This window comes from Streptomyces sp. NPDC002328 (genome assembly GCF_042890065.1).
Classification (GTDB): Bacteria; Actinomycetota; Actinomycetes; order Streptomycetales; family Streptomycetaceae; genus Streptomyces.
Genome location: NZ_JBIARQ010000036.1, coordinates 14624 through 35829, shown reverse-complemented (window position 1 = coordinate 35829; position 21206 = coordinate 14624). Strand labels below are relative to the sequence as shown.

At 71.9% G+C, this 21206-nt stretch carries 22 protein-coding genes; 10 read left to right on the top strand and 12 right to left on the bottom strand.

Annotated elements, in window-relative coordinates:
- The first annotated feature begins 92 nt into the window (after positions 1-92).
- Positions 93-1337 carry an MFS transporter gene (locus tag ACFYX4_RS40145; RefSeq protein ID WP_389344769.1) on the top strand — a complete coding sequence of 415 codons (1245 nt, stop codon included), beginning with the start codon at positions 93-95 and terminating at the stop codon, positions 1335-1337.
- An 86-nt stretch (positions 1338-1423) separates the two neighbouring features.
- Here the strand turns inward: ACFYX4_RS40145 and ACFYX4_RS40140 are convergent, their stop codons facing one another.
- Positions 1424-2008, bottom strand: a complete 585-nt coding sequence (locus ACFYX4_RS40140; protein ID WP_389344767.1) for a suppressor of fused domain protein — start codon at positions 2006-2008, stop codon at positions 1424-1426.
- A 466-nt stretch (positions 2009-2474) separates the two neighbouring features.
- On the opposite strand from ACFYX4_RS40140, the gene ACFYX4_RS40135 reads away from it, so the two are divergent.
- On the top strand, positions 2475-3590 hold the full coding sequence (locus ACFYX4_RS40135; RefSeq protein WP_389344765.1) for a magnesium and cobalt transport protein CorA: 1116 nt from the start codon (positions 2475-2477) through the stop codon (positions 3588-3590).
- Positions 3591-3613: 23 nt separating this feature from the next.
- A complete protein-coding gene (locus ACFYX4_RS40130; RefSeq protein WP_389344763.1) occupies positions 3614-4144 on the top strand; it encodes a hypothetical protein in 531 nt (176 codons plus the stop codon).
- Positions 4145-4228: 84 nt separating this feature from the next.
- Here the strand turns inward: ACFYX4_RS40130 and ACFYX4_RS40125 are convergent, their stop codons facing one another.
- Entirely contained in the window at positions 4229-4990 is a 762-nt protein-coding gene (locus ACFYX4_RS40125) for a hypothetical protein (protein ID WP_389344761.1), read from the bottom strand.
- A 235-nt stretch (positions 4991-5225) separates the two neighbouring features.
- Here ACFYX4_RS40125 and ACFYX4_RS40120 point away from each other — a divergent pair, with 235 nt between their 5' ends.
- The 3 genes from ACFYX4_RS40120 to ACFYX4_RS40110 are packed head-to-tail and all read left to right on the top strand — an operon-like array spanning position 5226 to position 8278.
- A complete protein-coding gene (locus ACFYX4_RS40120; RefSeq protein ID WP_389344759.1) occupies positions 5226-6524 on the top strand; it encodes a magnesium transporter MgtE N-terminal domain-containing protein in 1299 nt (432 codons plus the stop codon).
- Complete coding sequence (locus tag ACFYX4_RS40115; RefSeq protein WP_389344757.1) at positions 6508-7101, top strand: DUF1003 domain-containing protein; 594 nt, start codon at positions 6508-6510, stop codon at positions 7099-7101. The genes ACFYX4_RS40120 and ACFYX4_RS40115 overlap by 17 nt, the downstream gene beginning before the upstream one ends.
- A 43-nt stretch (positions 7102-7144) precedes the next feature.
- Entirely contained in the window at positions 7145-8278 is a 1134-nt protein-coding gene (locus ACFYX4_RS40110) for an Mrp/NBP35 family ATP-binding protein (protein ID WP_389344755.1), read from the top strand.
- 129 nt (positions 8279-8407) lie between these two features.
- On the opposite strand, the gene ACFYX4_RS40105 is transcribed toward ACFYX4_RS40110, so the two are convergent.
- From ACFYX4_RS40105 to sigE, 5 genes are all read right to left on the bottom strand, one after another.
- On the bottom strand, positions 8408-9067 hold the full coding sequence (locus ACFYX4_RS40105) for a hypothetical protein (RefSeq protein ID WP_389344753.1): 660 nt from the start codon (positions 9065-9067) through the stop codon (positions 8408-8410).
- A 178-nt stretch (positions 9068-9245) separates the two neighbouring features.
- On the bottom strand, positions 9246-9704 hold the full coding sequence (locus tag ACFYX4_RS40100; RefSeq protein ID WP_389344751.1) for a sec-independent translocase: 459 nt from the start codon (positions 9702-9704) through the stop codon (positions 9246-9248).
- Between the two features lie 211 nt (positions 9705-9915).
- The gene (locus tag ACFYX4_RS40095; protein WP_389344749.1) at positions 9916-11817 is read right to left on the bottom strand and encodes a S1C family serine protease; all 1902 of its coding nucleotides are present in this window, start codon (positions 11815-11817) and stop codon (positions 9916-9918) included.
- Between the two features lie 86 nt (positions 11818-11903).
- Positions 11904-12887, bottom strand: coding sequence for an anti-sigma factor family protein (locus tag ACFYX4_RS40090; RefSeq protein ID WP_389344747.1), 984 nt, complete (start codon positions 12885-12887; stop codon positions 11904-11906).
- Positions 12884-13669 carry an RNA polymerase sigma factor SigE gene (gene sigE / locus ACFYX4_RS40085; protein WP_389344745.1) on the bottom strand — a complete coding sequence of 262 codons (786 nt, stop codon included), beginning with the start codon at positions 13667-13669 and terminating at the stop codon, positions 12884-12886. Before sigE ends, ACFYX4_RS40090 begins: the two co-directional genes overlap by 4 nt.
- Before the next feature lie 173 nt (positions 13670-13842).
- Between sigE and ACFYX4_RS40080 the strand changes: the two genes are divergently transcribed.
- Entirely contained in the window at positions 13843-14541 is a 699-nt protein-coding gene (locus ACFYX4_RS40080) for an O-methyltransferase (RefSeq protein ID WP_389344791.1), read from the top strand.
- Between the two features lie 110 nt (positions 14542-14651).
- On the opposite strand, the gene ACFYX4_RS40075 is transcribed toward ACFYX4_RS40080, so the two are convergent.
- Complete coding sequence (locus ACFYX4_RS40075) at positions 14652-14819, bottom strand: DUF3117 domain-containing protein (protein WP_069086806.1); 168 nt, start codon at positions 14817-14819, stop codon at positions 14652-14654.
- Positions 14820-15200: 381 nt separating this feature from the next.
- Between ACFYX4_RS40075 and ACFYX4_RS40070 the strand changes: the two genes are divergently transcribed.
- Positions 15201-16004, top strand: a complete 804-nt coding sequence (locus ACFYX4_RS40070; protein WP_389344742.1) for an enoyl-CoA hydratase/isomerase family protein — start codon at positions 15201-15203, stop codon at positions 16002-16004.
- Between the two features lie 46 nt (positions 16005-16050).
- On the opposite strand, the gene ACFYX4_RS40065 is transcribed toward ACFYX4_RS40070, so the two are convergent.
- Both ACFYX4_RS40065 and ACFYX4_RS40060 read right to left on the bottom strand, forming a co-directional pair.
- The gene (locus ACFYX4_RS40065) at positions 16051-16635 is read right to left on the bottom strand and encodes a DNA-3-methyladenine glycosylase I (RefSeq protein ID WP_389344740.1); all 585 of its coding nucleotides are present in this window, start codon (positions 16633-16635) and stop codon (positions 16051-16053) included.
- Positions 16632-16982, bottom strand: coding sequence for a DivIVA domain-containing protein (locus ACFYX4_RS40060; RefSeq protein WP_389344789.1), 351 nt, complete (start codon positions 16980-16982; stop codon positions 16632-16634). The genes ACFYX4_RS40065 and ACFYX4_RS40060 overlap by 4 nt, the downstream gene beginning before the upstream one ends.
- A gap of 131 nt (positions 16983-17113) precedes the next feature.
- On the opposite strand from ACFYX4_RS40060, the gene folP reads away from it, so the two are divergent.
- Positions 17114-17974: a dihydropteroate synthase gene (gene folP / locus ACFYX4_RS40055; RefSeq protein WP_389344788.1), complete on the top strand. Its 861-nt coding sequence runs from the start codon at positions 17114-17116 to the stop codon at positions 17972-17974.
- Between the two features lie 117 nt (positions 17975-18091).
- Here folP and ACFYX4_RS40050 read toward each other — a convergent pair whose 3' ends face one another.
- The gene (locus ACFYX4_RS40050) at positions 18092-18850 is read right to left on the bottom strand and encodes a TIGR00730 family Rossman fold protein (protein WP_389344738.1); all 759 of its coding nucleotides are present in this window, start codon (positions 18848-18850) and stop codon (positions 18092-18094) included.
- A gap of 110 nt (positions 18851-18960) precedes the next feature.
- Positions 18961-20040, bottom strand: coding sequence for a succinyl-diaminopimelate desuccinylase (gene dapE, locus ACFYX4_RS40045; protein WP_389344735.1), 1080 nt, complete (start codon positions 20038-20040; stop codon positions 18961-18963).
- Positions 20041-20133: 93 nt separating this feature from the next.
- On the opposite strand from dapE, the gene ACFYX4_RS40040 reads away from it, so the two are divergent.
- Positions 20134-21186: a heavy metal transporter gene (locus tag ACFYX4_RS40040; RefSeq protein ID WP_389344733.1), complete on the top strand. Its 1053-nt coding sequence runs from the start codon at positions 20134-20136 to the stop codon at positions 21184-21186.
- The last annotated feature ends 20 nt before the right edge of the window (positions 21187-21206 follow it).

The window sequence follows — 21206 nt, the reverse complement described above, 5'->3', positions numbered from 1 at the left end:
CACCGACCAGATAGATGTAGCTTGCATTAATTAGCTGCGCTAACTTACCATGTGTAAACACCAACCATCTACCGTCGGGATCGGAGCACGGCATGGAGCACGACACGGAGTCCCCCCTTCGAGCGCCCGAGGGAGCCGGCGGCATCCTGCGGCAGCCCAAGGCGGTGTGGGCGACCGCCGGCGCGTCCGTCGTCGCCTTCATGGGCATCGGGCTCGTCGACCCGATCCTGCCGTCCATCGCCTCCGGCCTGAACGCCACGGCCGGCCAGGTCTCCCTCCTCTTCACCTCCTACTTCCTGATCACCGCCTTCGCGATGCTGCTGACCGGCTTCGTCTCCAGCCGGATCGGCGGGCGCAGGACGCTGCTGCTGGGTCTCGCCCTGGTGATCGCCTTCGCGGGACTGTCCGGCACGTCGGACACGGTCGGCCAGCTCGTCGGCTACCGGGCCGGCTGGGGCCTGGGCAACGCGCTCTTCGTCTCCACGGCCCTCGCGGTCATCGTCGGCGCGGCGGCGGGCGGCAGCGCCGCGGCGATCCTGCTGTACGAGTCCGCCCTCGGCCTCGGCATGGCGTGCGGACCGCTGCTGGGCGCACTGCTCGGCGACGCGAGCTGGCGCTATCCCTTCTTCGGCACCGCGGCCCTGATGGCGGTGGGCTTCCTGTGCATCACGGCGTTCCTGAAGGAGCAGCCGAGGCCCGCCCGCAAGACCTCGCTGCTGGACCCGATCCGGGCGCTCGGCCACGGCGGTCTCGCCTCGGCGGCGGTCTCGGCGTTCTTCTACAACTACACGTTCTTCACCGTGCTGGCCTTCACGCCGTTCGTGCTGAACATGACGCCCTACAAGTCGGGCGCGGTGTTCTTCGCCTGGGGTGTGCTGCTCGCCGTCTTCTCGGTGGTCGTCGCGCCGCGCCTCCAGGGGCGGTTCGGCTCGCTGAAGGTGCTCGGCGGCTCCCTGGCGCTGCTCGCCGTCGACGTGCTCGTCCTCGGCTACGGCGACCACGCCACGGCCGTCGTCTGCACGATCCTGTCCGGCGCGTTCATCGGCGTGAACAACACCGTGTACACCGAGCTGGCCCTCGGCGTCTCGGACGCCCCGCGTCCGGTGGCGAGCGCGGGCTACAACTTCGTGCGCTGGTTCGCGGCGGCCGCCGCGCCCTTCTTCGCGCCGAAGATCGAGGAGTGGACCGACGTCCACATCCCGTTCGTGGTGGCGGCGGTCACCGCGGCCGTGGGCGCGCTGGTCGTCGTCGTACGCCGCGAGGCCCTCACGCACGAGGCCGAACAGCTGGAGCCGAAGCACGCCGCCGAGGACGGGATCAGCGTCTTCGCGAACTGAACCCGTCGACGCCACGTCAACTGACCTGTTCCGGCCGCCGGTTGGTGACCTTGGTCACGTGACGTCGGGCCGGCGTCGGGTCCGCGTCAGTCCAGCGGGACGGACCTCCGGGACGGATCCCGGAGGTCCGTCCCGTTCGTCAACCACCGCTCCTGGAGCGCCTGTGCGCCGTGCACCCGCTTCCAGGCCGCCTCGTTCGGGGTCATCGGCAGCAGCGGCAGGAAACGGACCGGATCGAGCGGCTCGTCGAGCTCCAGATCCTCGACCAGACCGCCCGGCTCGGCGACCAGCACCGAGGTGAAGGGCGCGCCGGGCCACAGGGCCTCGCCGACGTCGAGGGAGGCGCCCGGCGCCACGATCACCCCCTCGACCTGCGGGGACGCGGCGAGCACGGCGAGCGGACGGAGCACCTTGTCGGTGTCGGCGACAGCGCCGCGCACGGAGAGGACCAGCTCGGCGCGCGGCCCCCGCACCGGGTCGGCGAGCATCGCCGTGGGGTCGCCCATCGGCTGCGCGGACATGCCGAGCGTGGCGTAGCGGACGATGTCGCCCTCCTGGAAGCGCAGGACCTCGATGCGGTCCGTGCCGAGGAAGGTGACCGCGGCGCGGGCGTCCGGTTCGCCCAGGGCGGTGCGCAACCGGGCCTCGACCAGAGGAAGAACATCTGCCATGTCGCGAGCATAGAACTCGTCAGTACCGGGCAGAGCAGCGCCTTGACACTGTGGTCGGCTGATACTCTGGCCCGGTGGTTCGGGGCAGCACGCAGAAGCGTCGCGATCAAGCCCCGACGCCGAAGGGCATCCCCCACGGGGGACCGGCTGGAGGAGGTGGGGCTGTCATGGATCGAAGTCGACCGTGCAGTACCACTCGCTCTTCCCGCCGCTGACGTAGCTGACCCGGCTCCGGCTGACCGCCACCTCTCGCACTCTCACCACGCGGAAGAGCGCTGCATTTCGTTTTGCCTGATCCGTCCGATCAGAAGCAGTAGCTGTATCAGCAACGAAACCGCCACCGCGACGGTGCGGTGCTCCCCGCTTTGTGGACGTGCCAAACATCCGCACTCAGGACGTCCCCATTCCGGGTAGTTCCACCCGTCGTAGGCCTTTCCTTTCGTTGCCCGTCGCGAAGGAGCCTGCCATGTCGATGATCCGCGACCTGCGTGCCGTGGTCCGCCCGTCCCGCCCGTCCCTGCGCAAGGACGGGGGCGCGTACGACACCACCCGCGACCCGGGCACCCCCTCGGCCGTCGTCGACTGCGCCGTCTACCGCGACGGGTCCCGGGTGGAGTCCGCGACGCCGCTGACCCCGCACGAGGCGATGCGTCAGGTGCGGCGCGACGGGGGCTTCGTGTGGATCGGCCTGCACGAGCCGACGGAGAGTGAGTTCGCGGGCATCGCACGGGAGTTCGGGCTGCATCCGCTCGCCGTGGAGGACGCCGTGCAGGCCCACCAGCGCCCCAAGCTGGAGCGCTACGACGACTCCCTGTTCACCGTCTTCAAGACCATCCACTACGTCGAGCACGACCGGCTCACCGCCAACAGCGAGGTCGTCGAGTCCGGCGAGGTCATGTGCTTCACCGGCAAGGACTTCTTCATCACCGTCCGGCACGGCGGCCAGGGCTCGCTGCGCGCGCTGCGCCACCGCCTCCAGGACGACCCCGAGCTGCTCGCCAAGGGCCCCTCGGCCGTGCTGCACGCCATCGCCGACCATGTCGTCGACGGCTACATCGCGGTCGCGGACGCCGTCCAGGACGACATCGACGAGGTGGAGACCGAGGTCTTCTCCCCCGGCCGCAAGGGCAGCCCGCGCGGCACCGACGCCGGCCGGATCTACCAACTCAAGCGCGAGGTGCTGGAGTTCAAGCGCGCGGTGTCGCCGCTGCTGCGTCCCATGCAGCTGCTGAGCGAGCGGCCGATGCGGCTGGTGGACCCCGACATCCAGAAGTACTTCCGGGACGTCGCCGACCACCTCGCCCGCGTCCAGGAGCAGGTCGTCGGCTTCGACGAGCTGCTCAACTCCATCCTCCAGGCCAACCTCGCGCAGGCGTCCGTCGCGCAGAACGAGGACATGCGCAAGATCACCTCCTGGGCGGCCATCATCGCCGTCCCGACGATGGTCTGCGGTGTGTACGGCATGAACTTCGACTACATGCCCGAGCTGCGGTGGCGGTTCGGGTACCCGATGGTGCTCGGGGTCACCGTGGTGATCTGTCTGGGCATCCACCGCTCGCTGAAGCGCAACGGCTGGCTCTGAGCACCCCTGGATAGGGTGAGCCCATGACACGCGAGCCGCACGAGCAGGCCCTCGTCGACCAGGCCCTCGTCGAGGAGGCCACGAAGAAGTCCGGCCTCATCTGGGTCAAGGGGGCCTCGGCCCCGGCCGCGCGGGCGCTGTGGCACGTGTGGCACGAGGGTGCGGCCTGTCTGGTCGGCGACGGACCCGGCGAGCAGCCGCTGCCGGGCCTGGCCGACGGCGGGTCGGCCGAGGTGACCGTCCGCAGCAAGGACAAGGGGGGCCGGCTGGTCTCCTGGACGGCGCGGGTCGTGCAGCTCGCCCCCGGCACCGAGGCGTGGGACGCGGCCGTCGCCGACCTCAAGGGCAAGCGGCTCAACGCGCCCGACGGCGAGGCGATGACCGGGCGCTGGGCGGCCGAGTGCAGGGTGCTCCGCCTGGAGCCGACGGGAGGCACGTCACCGCTGCCCGACGGCTCGCTGGCCGAGGCCCCGCTGCCGTCGCCGGCCACGACCCGTGAGGCGATCCCCGCGGGGCTGCCGCGCCTGCTGCTCCGAAAGCGCAGACGGAAGTAGCGCAACCGGAAGCGGCGGACCTGGAAGCAGCGGAACGGAAGCAGCGGAACGGAAGCAGGCCCGGGTACTGCGGGCCCGGCCCGTTCAGGACGTCGGCAGTTCCTTGCCGTAGTCCACCGTGTCGCCCTTCTTCGGCTCGGTCAGGGCGAACTCCTCGCCCCAGGCCGAGAAGCTCAGCGTCCCGGCGTCCCCCGCGCGCACCAGGCGCACCGGATACGGCTCGCCCTCCAGCGAGACGTCCAGCGTGCCGCCGGCGCCCTCGTCGCCCTCGATCCGGATGACGCGCTCACCGGACGCGGAGTCCTCGTGGTGCCCGTCCTTGCCCAGCGAACCGTGCAACGTCAACAGCCCGTCGAGGAGGAGGTCCTTGTCCGTGAAGCCGCTGAACTTCTTGTACGAGGGGTCGCCCGTCGGCACCTTCACGTACTTGCCGTCGAGCTTGTCCGCGGCCGCCGTGTCCGAGCCGGCGCCGGCCTTGCCATCCTCGTTCTTCCAGAACGCCGCGTCCGCCTTCAGGTACAGCTGCTCGCCGACCCGCAGCAGCTGGAAGCTCGCCCCCTGCGCGGAGACGGTCCCGGTCCCACCGTTCGCCTTCAGACGCATGTCGAGCCGGTACGACTTGCCGCCGGCGACCACCGAACCCGACAGCCGGACCGCGTCGGCCGCGCCGGCCGCCGCCTTCGTCTTCGTCTGGATGTCGGCGGCGGACAGCTTGCCCACCCCGTTGGTGCCGGCGTCCGGATCCTCGCTGCACCCCGTCAGCCCCAGGCTCGTCACGACCAGCGCGCACACCGTGCTCACCAGCGCGGCCCGGCGATGGATACGGCCCTGGGAAATCGCAGTCACAGAGGGGGGCGCCTTTCTGCGGGGGTGTCCTGAACGGCGTACCGCAGCGTACCGGGGCCGCCGCAGGCCGGCGGAGCCAGTCCGTCCGGACCGCTCACCAGGGCGTGCCCGATCGGGACGGGCTAGCCTGAAGCCCGCCCGAACGGGCAATCGGGAGAAGAACCCCACTGCACACACCACCCGGACCACAGCGGTCACAACCCCGTACGCGCGCGTACGAGAAGGAGGTGCGGCCATGGCCGCGGGCGTCCCCCGGATCTTCGTCTCGCACCTCTCCGGCGTCGCCGTGTTCGACCCCAACGGCGACCAGGTGGGACGCGTGCGCGACCTGGTCGCCGTGCTGCGCGTCGGACGCAAGCCGCCGAGGCTGCTCGGGCTGGTCGTCGAACTGGCCACCCGCCGCCGCATCTTCCTGCCCATGACCCGGGTCACCAGCATCGAGTCCGGACAAGTCATCACCACCGGCGTGCTCAACGTCCGCCGCTTCGAGCAGCGGCCCACCGAACGCCTCGTCGTCGGCGAACTCCTGGACCGGCGCGTCACCCTCGCCGAAACCGGCGAGGAGGTCACCGTCCTCGACGTGTCGGTGCAGCAGCTGCCCGCCCGCCGGGACTGGGAGATCGACCGGGTCTTCGTGCGCAAGGGCCGCAAGGCGAGCGCGTTCCGGCGCGGCAAGGGCGAGACGCTGATGGTGGAGTGGTCCGCCGTCACCGGCTTCTCCCTGGAGGAGAACGGACAGGGCGCCGAGAGCCTGCTCGCCACCTTCGAGCAGCTGCGCCCCGCCGACCTCGCCAACGTGCTGCACCACCTCTCCGCCAAGCGCCGCGCCGAGGTCGCCGCCGCCCTCGACGACGACCGCCTCGCCGACGTGCTGGAGGAGCTGCCGGAGGACGACCAGATCGAGATCCTCGGCAAGCTGAAGGAGGAGCGCGCGGCGGACGTCCTGGAGGCCATGGACCCCGACGACGCGGCCGACCTGCTCGGCGAGCTGCCCGAGGCCGACAAGGAGCGGCTGCTGAGCCTGATGGAGCCCGACGACGCGGCCGACATGCGGCGCCTGATGGCGTACGAGGAGCACACGGCGGGCGGTCTGATGACGACCGAGCCGATCGTCCTGCGGCCCGACGCCACCGTCGCCGACGCCCTCGCCCGGATCCGCAACCCCGACCTGTCCCCGGCCCTCGCCGCCCAGATCTACGTCTGCCGCCCGCCCGACGACACCCCCACCGGCAAGTACCTCGGCATGGTCCACTTCCAGCGCCTGCTGCGCGACCCCCCGTACACCCTGGTCGGCTCGATCCTCGACGCCGATCTGCAACCCCTGGAGCCGGACGCGGCCCTGCCCGTCGTCGCCGGGTTCTTCGCCACGTACGACATGGTCGCGGCGCCCGTCGTCGACGAGGCGGGGTCGCTGCTGGGCGCGGTGACCGTGGACGACCTCCTGGACCACATGCTGCCCGACGACTGGCGGGAGACGGAGTTCCACCTGGACGAGACCGTGGCGGGAGGTGGCCCGCATGACGCCCGAGCGTGAACACGGACGCCCCGAGCGCACCCCGGCCGGCGCCACCGCCGCCCGGACCCGCGTCCGCCTGGACCAGCCGCGCCCGCCCCGGCGCCGGCTCCTGCCCGAGTGGGACCCGGAGGCCTTCGGACGGCTCTCCGAGCGCATCGCGCGCTTCCTCGGCACCGGGCGGTTCATCGTCTGGATGACCTTCGTCATCATCCTGTGGGTGGTGTGGAACATCTTCGCGCCGAGCGGGCTGCGCTTCGACGAGTACCCGTTCATCTTCCTGACGCTGATGCTGTCCCTCCAGGCCTCCTACGCCGCCCCGCTGATCCTGCTCGCGCAGAACCGGCAGGACGACCGCGACCGGGTCAACCTGGAGCAGGACCGCAAGCAGAACGAGCGGTCCATCGCGGACACCGAGTACCTCACCCGCGAAATCGCCGCCCTGCGCATCGGACTGGGCGAGGTCGCCACCCGCGACTGGATCCGCTCCGAACTCCAGGACATGGTCAAGGAGCTGGAGGGGCGGCACGACGGACACCACGAGCATGTCGTATTCCCGGCGGAACGGTCGCACGGACGTGACGTAGACGACCGGTGACGGGCATCCCGGGGCCACCGCGTAGCGCCGTACCATCGTCCTTATGGTTACGGAAGACGCGGTGCGCGAAGCGCTGGCGACGGTGAACGACCCCGAGATCAACCGCCCCATCACCGAACTCGGGATGGTCAAATCGGTGGAGATCGGTGCGGACGGAGCGGTCGCGGTCACCGTGTACCTGACGGTCTCCGGCTGCCCGATGCGCGACACCATCACGCAGCGCGTGACCGACGCGGTGTCCGGGGTGGACGGTGTCACCCGCGTCGACGTCACGCTCGACGTGATGAGCGACGAGCAGCGCAAGGAGCTGGCGTCCGCGCTGCGCGGCGGCCAGACCGAGCGCGAGGTGCCCTTCGCCAAGCCCGGCTCGCTCACGCGCGTGTACGCGGTCGCGTCCGGCAAGGGCGGCGTCGGCAAGTCCTCGGTGACGGTGAACCTGGCGGCGGCGATGGCGGCCGACGGTCTGAAGGTCGGGGTCGTCGACGCCGACATCTACGGCCACAGCGTGCCGCGCATGCTGGGCGCCGACGGGCGTCCCACCCAGGTCGAGAACATGATCATGCCGCCGTCGGCGAACGGCGTGAAGGTCATCTCGATCGGCATGTTCACCCCGGGCAACGCCCCGGTGGTGTGGCGCGGCCCGATGCTGCACCGGGCGCTCCAGCAGTTCCTGGCGGACGTGTACTGGGGCGACCTGGACGTGCTGCTGCTCGACCTGCCGCCGGGCACCGGCGACATCGCGATCTCCGTCGCCCAGCTGGTCCCGAACGCGGAGATCCTGGTGGTGACGACGCCTCAGCAGGCCGCCGCCGAGGTCGCCGAGCGGGCCGGCTCGATCGCCGTGCAGACCCACCAGAAGATCGTCGGCGTGGTCGAGAACATGTCCGGCCTGCCCTGCCCGCACTGCGACGAGATGGTCGACGTGTTCGGCACGGGCGGCGGGCAGACGGTCGCCGACGGACTGACCCGCACCACGGGCGCTACCGTCCCGGTCCTCGGCAGCATCCCCATCGACGTCCGTCTGCGCGAGGGCGGCGACGACGGCAAGCCCGTCGTCCTGACCGACCCGGACTCCCCGGCGGGCTCCGCCCTGCGCGCGATCGCGGGCAAGCTGGGCGGCCGGCAGCGGGGCCTTTCGGGGCTGTCGCTGGGGATCACGCCGCGGAACAAGTTCTGAACGTCAGGGTCGGACGTCAGGGTCAGGCCAGGGCAACGCCCTGAGGGGGCGCCGTGAACTCACCGGCGCCCCTCGGCACGCGCAGGCGGTCTGTCACATGTAGGCCGCCTGTCACGCGTAGGCCGCCTGTCACGCGTAGGCGGCGATGTCCTTGATCACGGCGAAGCCGAGCCCGTACGCGCTCATCCCCCTGCCGTACGCCCCCACATGCACCCCTTCCTGCGTCGAGCCGGCGAGGACCCAGCCGAACTCGGACTCGCGGTAGTGGAAGGGCGCGGGCACGCCGTCGACGGGCAGGGACAGCGTCGACCAGTCGGAGCCGTCGAGGTCGTCCGCGAGGACCCACGCCGTCTCGGTCTGCTGGTCGAGCCAGTCGTCACGCAGGCTGTGGTCCATATGGCCGGGCCAGGTGTGGGACAGCAGCCCCAGCCCCGCCAGCCAGGCCGCCGAGGACACCGACGTGGCCTCCAGCAGGCCCGTGCCGTCCGGGCTGCGCCGCACCGGGTTGGCGGCGACGGTCACGACGACCGCGAACTTGCCGCGGTCCTCGCCCGACGTCTCGTGCCGTACCGAGGGCTCGTCGCCGTGCCCGATCGAACCGTGCTCGACGGCCCCGTCGGCCGCCGTGCCCACCTGCATCAGCCAGCGCGGTCCCGTGAAGGCCTCGTCGAGGCCGTACCACGGGAAGGGCGCCTCCAGGTAGCCGTCGATCGTGCGCCGGGCGGAGGGGGCGTGTTGTCCACCCTCCGCGGCCGGCGCCTGTGCGACTGCCCGACTCGTCGTCTCCATGCCCGGACGCCTCCTCGCTCTCGCCGGACCGCCCCGGCCCGCCCCCCTTCGGGCGGCGTCGCCTCTCTGATACGGCCCGCGCAACAACCAGGCAGCATAGCCACCCCGCCGCTTCCTGCGGGGAACTCACCCGGCGCGCGGAACGTGCGCCCCCTCACATCGAGGGGGCGGGAGGGGTTTAGGTGGCGTCCGCGTCGAAGGGCGGACGGTCGTCCTTGGCCGGTTCCTCGGGCTTCTTGGTCATGTCCAGGCGACCGCCGGACGACGACGTCGAGGAGGACGACGTCGAGGACGAAGAGGAGGACGAGTCGGTGTCGCGGCCGTGGACCGCGTCCGTGACCTCCGCCATCTCCTTCTTCAGGTCGAAGCCGTTGCGGATCTCCTTCAGCCCCAGGTCCTCGTTGTCCAGCTGCTTGCGGATGAACGTCTTGGGGTTGAGGTCCTCGAACTCGAAGTCCTTGAACTCCGGGCCGAGTTCGGCGCGAATGTCCTGCTTGGCGCTGTCGGAGAACTCACGGATCTTCCGGATCGTGCGCGTCACGTCCTGGATGACCTTGGGGAGCTTGTCCGGACCGAAGACGAGCACGGCGAGGACGACGAGCGTCACCACCTCGAGCGCACCTATGTCATTGAACACCTGAAGCTCCTTGCGATGTCCGCGGTCCTCGGCCCTCGGTGGTCAGTTCCGGTCTTCCGTGGTCCGGGCCGGGTCCACGGTACCTGTCGCACCTGTCCGACCGGTACCGCCCCACGGCGGCCGAGTCCCTCTCGACGACGGGTTTTTCGCGTTGTTTGCCTTGTGGCGCCGGGTGCCGGCGTCCGGTCTGTGAAGTTTCTGTCAATCGAGGTCAGCCGCTCCCGGAGGAGCCGAGCACCAGGGTGAGCGTGCGTTCCTTCCCGTCCCGCTCGACGGTCAGCTCCAGGCGGTCTCCGGGGCGGTGCGCGCGGGTCTTGACGATCAGTTCCTCACCGGAGTGGACGCGCCGGCCGTCGAGCGCGGTGATGACGTCCCCGGGGCGGATGCCGGCCCGGTCGCCGGGGCCGCCCGGGGTGACCGGGAAGCCGCCGCCGCTGCCCTCGGCGCCGACCCTGGCTCCGTCGCCGGAGTAGTCCATGTCGAGGGTGACGCCGATGACCGGGTGGGTCGCCTCACCGGTGTTGATCAGCTCCTCCGCGACCCGCTTGCCCTGGTTGACCGGGATGGCGAAGCCCAGGCCGATCGAGCCGGCCTGACCGCCGTCGGGATCGGAGCCGTCGACGGCGGAGCGGATGGCGGAGTTGATGCCGATGACCTGGCCGCGCGCGTCGAGGAGGGGGCCGCCGGAGTTGCCCGGGTTGATGGGCGCGTCGGTCTGCAACGCGTCCACGTACGACACGTCGCTGCCGTCGCCGCTCTCGCCGCCGGCGGTGATGGGCCGCTCCTTGGCGCTGATGATGCCGGAGGTGACGGTGCCCTCCAGGTCGAAGGGGGCGCCGATGGCGACGACCGGGTCGCCGACCTGGACGTTGTCGGAGTTGCCGAGGGGCAGCGGGGTCAGTCCGCGCACGCCGCTGACCTTGACCACGGCGAGGTCGTAGCCGCTGTCCTTGCCGACGATCTCGGCCTCGGCGGTCTGGCCGCCGTTGAAGACCACGGTTATCCCACCGCCGGACCCGGCGGGCTCGACGACGTGTTCGTTGGTGAGGATGTGGCCCCGCGTGTCCAGCACGAAGCCCGTGCCGGTGCCGGACTCCCCGCTCCCGCTGACGTGCAGGGTGACGACGCTGGGCAGGGCGCGGGCGGCGATCCCTGCGACGCTGTCGGCGTCCCGCCCGGCGGGCTCGGCGGAGGCCTGCGGCAGCTGTACGCCGTCGATCCCGCCGGTGCGCTCCAGATAGGCCCCGACGATCCCGCCGAGCACCCCGGACGCGAGCGCCAGCCCGAGCGCTCCCCCGACGAGCGCCTTCCGCGCCCGCTTGCGCCGCTGCTCCCTGCTGAGCACGACGGCCCCGGTCTGCTGGAGGGGCCCGACGGACGCCGAGCCGACGGAGTTCTTCGACCAGGGGTCGTACCGGTACCAGGGGTCGGGGGAGGGCGCGGGATCGAGGTCGGGGGCGGTATCAGGGGCAGCGGCAGGAGCGGGGGCGGGCGCTGCGGCAGCTGGGGTGGCGGGCGTCGGCGCGGCGGGGGCCGGCGTGGGCGGTGCCGCGCCGGGGGCGGGGGGCACCGCCGGGTGCTGTACGGGCGGGGCGGGGGCCGGCGTGGGTGGTGCCGCGCCGGGGGCGGGGGGCACCGCCGGGTGCTGTACGGGCGGGGCGGGGGCCCAGGGGCCGGGTTCGCCGTAGGGCGGGGTGCTGTAGGGGTCGGGATCGTGCAGCGGCTTGGGGCGCGCCTCACCAGGAGCCGGGGCAAGCGCGGCGACCGGCTCGACACCCTCCTCGGCGGAGACCGCCCGCCCCTCGGAGGAGACGGGCAGAGCCGGGGCATCCGTCTCCGAAGCGTCCGCCGAACGCGCCGCCGGCACCCCCGCGAGGCCCGCCTCCGCCGAGGCGGCAGCGGGCGCCGTCGGCACCGGTCCGCTCAGCTCGTAGTCGCCGTCGCCGTCGGCGTCGGCGTCGGCGTCGGCCGGTGGGGCCGGTGGTGCCGGGCGGGCCAGTTCGAAGTCGCCGTCGGTGTCCTCCCGGCCGCCGCCCGGGGCGCTGTCGTCCGGGTGGCCTTGGGGGCGCGGGCGGTTCCACCACTTCGCCTTCGTGGGCTTCCCCTCGTCCATGCTCTCCCCGCTCCACCCCCGTCGCGCCCGGTTCCTGGCACGGGCGCGATCCTCCCCAGGATTCAACCAGGTCACGCGCGGATCGGTCAGCGGGCCGTCTGCGGAGAGAGGGAGGAGGACGAGGTGGGAGCGGACGTGGCGTCGGGGGCGGGGGCGGCGAGCAGACCGGGCGTGGTGCCCGCCGGGGCGGCGTCCCAGGCGGTCAGCGCGATCGGCGGCGGCGTGGCCAGCGGACGTATCAGCGGGGACATGGCCGCCGCGCCGGCGACCACGGGCGTGGTGAGCCGGTGCAGCACCTGCTGTTCGACATGACCGCCGACCGGGGCCGGAACCCCGGGCAGCAGCGGCGCCGACACCTGGGTCGGAGCCACCGGGGCCTCGCCGAACGTCGCTCCGCCGCCTTGGGAGAGCAGGGGACCGGCGGCACGCCGCCGCTGGTTGTCCGGAACCGCGACCGAGCCGGAGCCCGGGGTGCGGGCCGGCGTCACCTTGCTGCCGTTGCCGGAGCCGCCGCGGGCCTCCGCGTCGGCCGGGACGCCGGTGTTCATGCCGCCTAGCGCGATCGCGGCCAGCGACACCGCGCCGGCGGCGACGAACGCGAACCGCAGCCCGCGGGAGCGCTCGCTGTCGCCGCGGCCGACGGGGTGGACCCGGAAGCCCCGGTCCGAGGAGGACGGGAGGACCGAGCCGTGCTCACGGGCGGGGACGTAGCCGAATTCGAACGGCTCGTCGCGTCTTACCCCGAAGACTCCGGAGGAGGCGGGGCGGGCCGAGCCGAACCGGTCGCCGAACCCTCCCCCGAGCGGCGGCATGCCGCCGCTGTCCGGGTCACCTCCCCCGGGGAGCCCCTGAAGACGGGCCAGGAAACTCTCGGAGGGGGTGGGCGGGGCCACTTCCGCGAAGACGTTCTTCAGCCGGCGCTGCGCGTCGACCTCCGCCTTGCACTTGGGACAGGTCGCCACATGCGCGAGCACCCGCTCGCGCGTGTCATGACCGAGCTCGCCGTCCACGAGGGCGGAGAGTCGGTCGCCGAGGTGCTGTTCTGCCGGGGTAGGACGGGATCCACTCACGCGGTCGCGCCCCCTCCCCCCAGAGCGGGGACACGGGCCATGAAGGAACGCCGCTCCGCGCGCGCCTCCGGCGAGCGGTGGGCGAGCGCCTTGCGCAGCTGCGAGCGCCCGCGGTGGATCCGCGAGCGGACCGTGCCGAGCTTGACGCCCAGGGTCGCGGCGATCTCCTCGTACGACAGTCCTTCGATGTCGCAGAGGACGACCGCGGCGCGGAACTCGGGCGCGAGGGTGTCGAGGGCCTGCTGGACGTCCGCGTCGAAGTGGGCGTCGTTGAAGATCTGCTGCGGCGTGGGCTCCTTGCTGGCCAGCCGCTCCGCGGCGTCGTCGCCGAGCGCGTCGAAACGGATGCGCTGCTTGCGGCGGACCATGTCCAGGAAGAGGTTGGTGGTGATGCGGTGCAGCCAGCCCTCGAACGTCCCCGGCGTGTACGTCGACAGGGAACGGAAGACGCGGACGAAGACCTCTTGTGTGAGGTCCTCTGCGTCGTGCTGGTTGCCGGTGAGGCGGTAGGCGAGCCGGTAGACCCGGCCGCTGTGCATGCTGACGATCTCCTCCCACGTGGGCGGAGTCCACGCCTGCCCGTCCGCGTCGGTGGAGAAGGTCGCGGTCGGAGCATGGCCGGCGGTGAGTCCGGCGGCCTGGCTGTGGTCGGCAGCGGTGTCGTTCACGGATTTCGGCCTGCCCGCCGATCCGAGGAAGCGCCGCAGCACTCCTCCCCGATCCACAGGTGCAGCCGCACCTCCCCTGTCGGCTCTGGTGGTGTCCAGTGGAGCCCCTACCATAGCCACCTCGCCCGTTAGCTCCGGATAAGCGGTTTTACAAGAATTTGATCTGTGCTGACACGGCTGATGCGGCTGATGCGGCTGCGTCAGCACTTGCTCGACGTCCCGTCCCTCGTCGTGATCCAACTGTGTCCCCCGTCGTCCGTCCCACACCCCTTCAAACGCCCGGTCCCATCTGCGGGTTCCCGGCGCCAACGGATACAGTCACGCCCAGGCAACCACGGGGACAGGAGAGGGTCATTACCGGCAACCGGCAGACGAGCTGGGCGTTCGCCGACGCCTATGTCGCCGAGGACGAAGCGCTGCGCTGGGCCCGTGACCGGGCCCGCGAGGCAGGGCTGCGCTCGGTGTCGCCCAGCACGGGCGCCGCGTTGCGCTTGCTCGCCGCCACCGTGGACGCGAAGGCGGTCGCGGAGATCGGCACCGGCACCGGCGTCTCCGGGATCCACCTCCTGCACGGTATGCGTCCGGACGGCGTGCTGACGACCGTCGACCCGGAGCCTGAGCACCAGCAGTTCGCCCGGCAGGCCTTCCGCGCCTGCGGCTTCGCCAGCAACCGGGCCCGTTTCATCCCCGGCCGCGCGCTCGACGTCCTGCCCCGTCTCGCGGACTCCGGCTACGACCTCGTCTTCTGCGACGGCGACCGGCTCGAGGTCATGGACTACCTCGCTGAATCGTTGCGCCTGCTGCGGCCGGGTGGCCTGGTGGTCTTCGAGGGCGTCTTCGCGAACGGCCGCACGATCGACTCCGGTCCGCAGCCGACGGAGGTCATAAGAGTGCGCGAGCTGCTGCGGGCGGTGCGCGAGAGCCAGGAGTGGGTGCCGTCGCTGCTGCCGGTCGGGGACGGGCTGCTGTGCGGCGTCAAGCGGTGACGGGCACGAGGTGACGGGCGCGGCGGGAGACCCGGCAGGAAAACAGTCGCCCCGGCACCCATGAGGGTGCCGGGGCGACTGAAAGACATGGTCGCTCAGCGCCGGTCCCGTCAGCCGACGACCTTCTTGAGGGCGTCGCCGAGCGCGCCGGCCTCGTCAGGGGTCAGCTCGACGACGAGCCGACCGCCGCCTTCGAGCGGAACGCGCATGACGATGCCCCGCCCCTCCTTGGTCACCTCGAGCGGGCCGTCACCCGTCCGCGGCTTCATGGCCGCCATGCTCGTTCCCCTTCCTGAAACCAGCTCATCGTCAAGGCCGACGGCCCATGAAGGGCACGCGCAGTCCGTCAGGGGACACGCGACACCGGCATCGAACACATTGCTTCCAGGCCATTATCCCGCATCTCCGGACCCGATGACCAACATCAGTCGGCATCGCTTGAGCAACGCGCGCGAGCAAAACCACTCAAAGCGGCGAAGTGGCTGCGATACTTCGCGTCCGCACGCGCTTCCGCCCACCGGAAATCGTCCCGAATTGTTTGACGCAGGTCACACGACCTCCGCCGCCCCGTCCTTCATGCTGTCCTTCGAGACGGCGTACCGACCGGTACGCCGTCACCGCGATCGACGAACCGTGACCGACGACGGAGGGGACACCCCATGGCCGACACCGTGCTCTACGAGGTGAGCGACGGGCTCGCGACGATCACTCTGAACCGCCCGGAGGCGATGAACGCGCTGAACATCGCGACCAAGGTCGCCCTGCGGGACGCGGTGCGCTCGGCGGCGGAGGACGGCGCGGTGCGGGCGGTGCTGCTGACCGCCGCCGGCGACCGGGCGTTCTGCGTCGGCCAGGACCTCAAGGAGCACATCGGGCTGCTGGCCGCCGACCGGGAGACCGGGTCGGGGCAGACGATGGTCACGGTCCGGGAGCACTACAACCCGATCGTGCGCGCGCTGACCGAGGCGCCGAAGCCGGTGGTCGCCGCGGTGAACGGGGTCGCGGCCGGGGCGGGCTTCGGCTTCGCCCTCGCGGCGGACTACCGGATCGTGGCGGACACGGCCGCCTTCAACACGTCGTTCGCGGGGGTGGCGCTGACCGCCGACTCCGGCGTCTCGTGGACCCTGCCGCGTGTGGTGGGCCCCGGCCGGGCCGCCGACCTGCTGCTCTTCCCGCGCAGCATCAAGGCGCAGGAGGCCTACGAGCTGGGCATCGCCAACCGGCTGGTCCCGGCGGAGGCGCTGCGCGGGGAGGCGGAGAAGGTCGCGCGGGCGCTGGCCGAGGGGCCGACCGTGGCGTACGCGGCGCTGAAGGAGGCCATGGCGTACGGGTTCTCCCACTCGCTGGCGGAGACGCTGGAGAAGGAGGACGAGTTGCAGACGCGCGCGGGGCGGTCGGAGGACCACGGGATCGCGGTGCAGGCCTTCGTGAACAAGGAGAAGCCGAAGTACCTGGGCCGGTAGGTCCGTTACGGCCCCGTACCCCTCAGGTAGGTCTGCCCCGTACCCCTCAGGTACGTCTGCTCACGCAGGTGCTCAGGTGATCGTCCACCAGGCCGCACGCCTGCATCAGCGCGTACGCCGTCGTCGGGCCGACGAAGCGCAGCCCCCGTTTCTTCAGCGCCTTGGACAGGGCCGTCGACTCGGGGGTGACCGCCGGGACGTCCGCGAGGGTCTCCGGGGCCGGGCGGCCGGCCGGGTCGGGGGCGTGGGACCAGATCAGCTCGTCCAGGTCGCCCGCCGGCCAGTCGGCGAGCACGCGCGCGTTGGCGAGGGTGGCGTCGATCTTGGCGCGGTTGCGGATGATGCCGGCGTCGGCGAGGAGGCGTTCGCGGTCCTCGTCGGTGAAGGCGGCGACCGAGGCGATCGTGAAGTCCGCGAAGGCCTTACGGAAGCCGGGCCGGCGGCGCAGGATCGTGATCCAGGACAGGCCGGACTGGAAGGCCTCCAGGCTGAGGCGTTCGAACAGGGCGTCGTCGCCGTGGACCGGGCGGCCCCACTCCTCGTCGTGGTACGTCACGTAGTCGGGGGCGGACAGGGCCCAGGGGCAGCGCAGCGCGCCGTCCGGGCCGGCGAGGGCCGTGCCGTCGCTCACCGCTGGTCCTCGGACTCGGACTTCTCCATGGAGACCCGGTCCTCGGGCGTCCGGGCGACGGTCAGGGCGGACTCCAGTTCGGCGATCCGGGCGTCCCGTTCGGCGAGTTCCGCGCCGAGGCGGTTGAGGACGTCGTCGACGTCGGCCATGCGGTAGCCGCGGGCGGCGAGGGGGAAGCGGAGGTCGTCGACGTCGGCCCGGGCGACGGGGCGGTCCGGGGGCAGGGGGTCGCGCAGTCGCTGGGGGGCGACCTCCGGCAGCGGACCGTCGCCCTCGCCGCCGCCCACCACGGCGAGTGTCACCGCGGCGACCACGACGGCGAGCGCGACGACCAGGAAGAAGAACATAACCATCGGTGGGTCCCCACGCTCGCTGTGCTCGTTGTCGAATGTGTCAGGGTCCGATCGTGCCATGCGGGCGCGGCGGTTAGGGTCGCAGGCGGTGGATGTTCAGGACGTACCAGGAGAGGTCACAGCGGATGCTCAGGCTCGGCAGGCGTGAATTCGGCATCCACGAGCCGGTGATCATGGCGATCGTGAACCGTACGCCCGACTCCTTCTACGACCAGGGCGCGACCTTCCTCGACGAGCCGGCCCTCGCGCGCGTGGAGCGGGCGGTGGCGGAGGGCGCCGCGATCATCGACGTCGGCGGGGTCAAGGCCGGGCCGGGCGAGGAGGTGTCCGCCGAGGAGGAGGCGCGGCGCACGGTCGGTTTCGTCGCCGAGGTGCGGCGGCGCTTCCCGGACGTCGTGATCAGCGTGGACACCTGGCGGGCGGACGTCGGCGAGGCCGTGTGCGAGGCGGGGGCGGATCTGCTCAACGACGCCTGGGGCGGCGTCGATCCGCGGCTCGCGGAGGTCGCGGCGCGGTACGGGGTGGGGCTCGTGTGCACGCACGCGGGCGGCTCGGAGCCGCGGACCCGGCCGCACCGGGTGACGTACGACGACGTCATGGCGGACATCCTGCGGGTGACCGTGGGGCTGGCGGAGCGGGCCGCGGGGCTGGGGGTGCCGCGGGAGTCGATCCTGATCGATCCGGGGCACGATTTCGGGAAGAACACCCGGCACAGTCTGGAGGCGACGCGGCGGCTGCCGGAGATGGTGGAGACGGGGTGGCCGGTGCTGGTGTCGCTGTCCAACAAGGACTTCGTGGGCGAGACGTTGGACCGGCCGGTGAAGGAACGGGTGGTGGGGACCCTGGCGACGACCGCGGTGTCGGCGTGGCTGGGGGCGCAGGTGTACCGGGTGCATGAGGTCGCCGAGACGCGGCAGGTACTGGACATGGTCGCGTCCATCGCGGGACACCGGCCACCGGCGGTGGCGCGGCGGGGGCTCGCGTAAGCCGCCGGCGGTGGCGGGTGGGCGAGGTCGTCCGGCGTGCCATGCCAGGGGGCTCCGCCCCCTGGACCCCCGACCTATGCCCACCCACCACCCGACTCGGTCAGTAGACAGGCACTGTCAGCGCCCCGCCTCCTTCGAGACCAGGGCGACCGCCTCCTCCACGTCGTCCGTGACGTGGAAGAGGAGGAGGTCCTTCTCTGCTGCCTTGCCCTGGGCGATCAGGGTGTTGCGCAGCCAGTCGATCAGGCCGCCCCAGTACTCCGTGCCGAACAGCACGATCGGGAAGCGGGTGACCTTCTGGGTCTGGACGAGGGTGAGGGCCTCGAAGAGTTCGTCGAGGGTGCCGAGGCCGCCGGGCAGCACCACGAAGCCCTGCGCGTACTTGACGAACATCATCTTGCGGACGAAGAAGTACCGGAAGTTGAGGCCGATGTCGACGTAGGGGTTCAGCCCCTGCTCGAAGGGCAGTTCGATGCCCAGCCCCACCGAGACGCCGCCCGCCTCGGAGGCGCCCTTGTTGGCCGCCTCCATCGCGCCGGGGCCGCCGCCCGTGATGACCGCCCAGCCGGCCTCGACCAGGCCCCGACCCAGCCGCACGCCCGCCTCGTACTCAGGGGAGTCCGCGGGCGTCCGGGCGGAGCCGAACACGCTGATCGCGGGCGGGAGTTCGGCGAGGGTGCCGAAGCCCTCGATGAACTCCGACTGGATGCGCAGGACCCGCCAGGGGTCGGTGTGGACCCAGTCGGACGGGGCTCGTTCGTCCAGCAGCCGCTGGTCCGTGGTGCTCGCCTGCACCTGGTCCCGCCTTCGGAGGACCGGTCCCAGGCGCTGTTCCTCCGGTGGCTGCTTCTTGCCCTCGGGGTTGCCTGTAGCCATATGAGCTCCCTCCGCTTGCGGGTCGTTCCACCTCAGCGTAGATCTACGCGGGTTACGGACGGGGGACGTCGGCGTATCCGGCACGAAGCGTCCCGGCCTCGGCCCCGCGTTCAGCCGGTGAGCCAGGCCCTCAGCCGCTCCTCCCCCGCCAAGATCTTCGCCGTGTCGACGCGTTCGTCCCGCTTGTGCGCCAAGTGCGGGTTGCCGGGGCCGTAGTTGACGGCGGGGACGCCGAGCGCCGAGAAGCGGGAGACGTCCGTCCAGCCGTACTTGGGCATCGGGACGCCGCCCACCGCCTCGATGAACGCGGCGGCGGCCGGGTGCGAGAGGCCGGGCAGGGCCCCGCCGCTGTGGTCGTCCACGACGAACTCCTCGACCCCGCAATCGGCGAACACCTCGCGGACGTGGGCGATCGCCTCCTCCGGTGAACGGTCCGGCGCGTAGCGGAAGTTGACGGTGACGACACACTCGTCGGGGATGACGTTGCCGGCGACGCCGCCGCTCACGCCGACCGCGTTCAGGCCCTCGCGGTACTCCAGGCCGTCGATGACGGGGTAGCGCGGCTCGTACGCGGCGAGGCGGGCCAGGATCGGGGCGGCCGCGTGGATCGCGTTGGAGCCCATCCAGCTCCGCGCGGAGTGGGCCCGCTCGCCCCGGGTCTTCAGCAGCACCCGCAGGGTGCCCTGGCAGCCGCCCTCGACCTGGCCGTCGGACGGCTCCAGCAGGATCGCGAAGTCGCCCTCCAGCCACTCCGGGCGGGCCTCGGCGACGTGCTTGAGGCCGTTGAGGTCGGCGGCGACCTCCTCGTTGTCGTAGAAGACGAACGTCAGATCCCGGTTCGGGGAGGGGACGGTCGCCGCGATGCGCAGTTGCACCGCCACCCCGGCCTTCATGTCGCAGGTGCCGCAGCCCCACAGCACGCCGTCCTCGTCCAGCCGGGACGGGACGTTGTCCGCGATCGGGACGGTGTCGATGTGGCCGGCGAGGATCACCCGCTCCGGGCGGCCCAGTCGCGTGCGGGCGATCACGTTGTTGCCGTGACGGTCGACCGTGAGGTGCGGCAGGGCGCGCAGCGCGGTCTCGATCGCGTCCGCGAGCGGCTTCTCCGTGCCGCTCTCCGACGGGAAGTCGACGAGCCGGGCGGTGAGCGAAGCGGCGTCCAGCGTGAGGTCAAGCGGAGTCTCGGCCATGCCGTCGACCCTAACGCGCCGATGGAGCGTCCCGCCGACACCTCCCTTCGCATCTGTCTCCCCGGCTTCCGTACTCTCCAGTACCTTGTACGCGTGCCAGAGCCGTCCCCCTCCCGCAAGCGCCGCGGCCGCCTCCTCCGTTTCGGGGCGGCCTGCGTGGTCCTGTCCGCCGTCGCGGGCTACGTCGTGGTCCAGTACGTCAGCGGCGGCGCCGATGCTCCCGGGTGCAGAGTCGTTTCCGCCGAGGGCGGCGGGACGACGTACGAGTTCACGCCCGAGCAGGCGGTGAACGCGGCCACGATCGCCGTCGTCGGCACCAACCGGGGCATGCCGGAGCGGGCCGTGACGATCGCGCTCGCGACCGCGCTCCAGGAGTCGGCGCTGCGCAACCTCGCCCACGGCGACCGGGATTCGCTCGGGTTGTTCCAGCAGCGGCCCTCGCAGGGCTGGGGCTCCGAGCAGGAGGTCACGAACCCCACCTACGCGGCGAACATCTTCTACGAGCACCTCGCCAAGGTCCGCGGCTACACCGAACTGCCGCTCACCGTCGCCGCGCAGCGCGTGCAGCGCAGCGGCTATCCGGAGGCGTACGCCAAGCACGAGCCGGACGCCACGCTGCTCGCCGCCGCCCTCACGGGGACCTCGGCGGCCACGCTGACCTGCGAGGGGGTGCCGGAGAGCGCGACGGCCACCGGGCCGGACGCCGTACGCGCGGCGCTGACGCGGGACTTCGCGCTCGACACGGCGGACGCGAAGGGGGAAAAGGAGTCCGACGACTCGAAGGGCTCGGGCGGCTCGGACGGTTCCGGTTCCGGTTCCGGGGACACGGAGGCGTCCGCCACCAGCGGTGCGGACGTGCCGGCCGCGGAGACCGACGGGCGGGTCGTGACGCTCCCCCTGTCCGAGGACGGGAGCGCGGGCGGACGTGCCGTCGGCGAGCGCGGCTGGCAGCTCGCGCACTGGGCGGTCGCCAACGCCTCGGCCCTGCACATCGAACGGGTCTCGTACGCAGGGCGGGAGTGGACCGCCGGGAACACCGACAGCAAGTGGCGGTCGGCGGAGGCGGGCGGAACGGAGGCCGCGGGGGCGGCCGGCGGAACCGCCGGTTCCGGCGCGAACGCGGTACGGATCGTCACGACGCGGTAGGACGCGGCGGTGCGGGGACT

What these genes read in the sequence shown, in the direction of transcription:
- folP (WP_389344788.1), top strand. Translation starts at nt 17,114, where the DNA reads ATGCTCAGGCTCGGCAGGCGTGAATTCGGCATCCACGAGCCGGTGATC.
- ACFYX4_RS40120 (WP_389344759.1), top strand. Translation starts at nt 5,226, where the DNA reads ATGGCCGCGGGCGTCCCCCGGATCTTCGTCTCGCACCTCTCCGGCGTC.
- ACFYX4_RS40070 (WP_389344742.1), top strand. Translation starts at nt 15,201, where the DNA reads ATGGCCGACACCGTGCTCTACGAGGTGAGCGACGGGCTCGCGACGATC.
- ACFYX4_RS40140 (WP_389344767.1), bottom strand. Translation starts at nt 2,008, where the DNA reads ATGGCAGATGTTCTTCCTCTGGTCGAGGCCCGGTTGCGCACCGCCCTG.
- ACFYX4_RS40115 (WP_389344757.1), top strand. Translation starts at nt 6,508, where the DNA reads ATGACGCCCGAGCGTGAACACGGACGCCCCGAGCGCACCCCGGCCGGC.
- ACFYX4_RS40060 (WP_389344789.1), bottom strand. Translation starts at nt 16,982, where the DNA reads ATGTTCTTCTTCCTGGTCGTCGCGCTCGCCGTCGTGGTCGCCGCGGTG.
- dapE (WP_389344735.1), bottom strand. Translation starts at nt 20,040, where the DNA reads ATGGCCGAGACTCCGCTTGACCTCACGCTGGACGCCGCTTCGCTCACC.
- ACFYX4_RS40105 (WP_389344753.1), bottom strand. Translation starts at nt 9,067, where the DNA reads ATGGAGACGACGAGTCGGGCAGTCGCACAGGCGCCGGCCGCGGAGGGT.
- ACFYX4_RS40110 (WP_389344755.1), top strand. Translation starts at nt 7,145, where the DNA reads ATGGTTACGGAAGACGCGGTGCGCGAAGCGCTGGCGACGGTGAACGAC.
- ACFYX4_RS40095 (WP_389344749.1), bottom strand. Translation starts at nt 11,817, where the DNA reads ATGGACGAGGGGAAGCCCACGAAGGCGAAGTGGTGGAACCGCCCGCGC.
- ACFYX4_RS40145 (WP_389344769.1), top strand. Translation starts at nt 93, where the DNA reads ATGGAGCACGACACGGAGTCCCCCCTTCGAGCGCCCGAGGGAGCCGGC.
- ACFYX4_RS40050 (WP_389344738.1), bottom strand. Translation starts at nt 18,850, where the DNA reads ATGGCTACAGGCAACCCCGAGGGCAAGAAGCAGCCACCGGAGGAACAG.
- sigE (WP_389344745.1), bottom strand. Translation starts at nt 13,669, where the DNA reads ATGGTAGGGGCTCCACTGGACACCACCAGAGCCGACAGGGGAGGTGCG.
- ACFYX4_RS40075 (WP_069086806.1), bottom strand. Translation starts at nt 14,819, where the DNA reads ATGGCGGCCATGAAGCCGCGGACGGGTGACGGCCCGCTCGAGGTGACC.
- ACFYX4_RS40135 (WP_389344765.1), top strand. Translation starts at nt 2,475, where the DNA reads ATGTCGATGATCCGCGACCTGCGTGCCGTGGTCCGCCCGTCCCGCCCG.
- ACFYX4_RS40130 (WP_389344763.1), top strand. Translation starts at nt 3,614, where the DNA reads ATGACACGCGAGCCGCACGAGCAGGCCCTCGTCGACCAGGCCCTCGTC.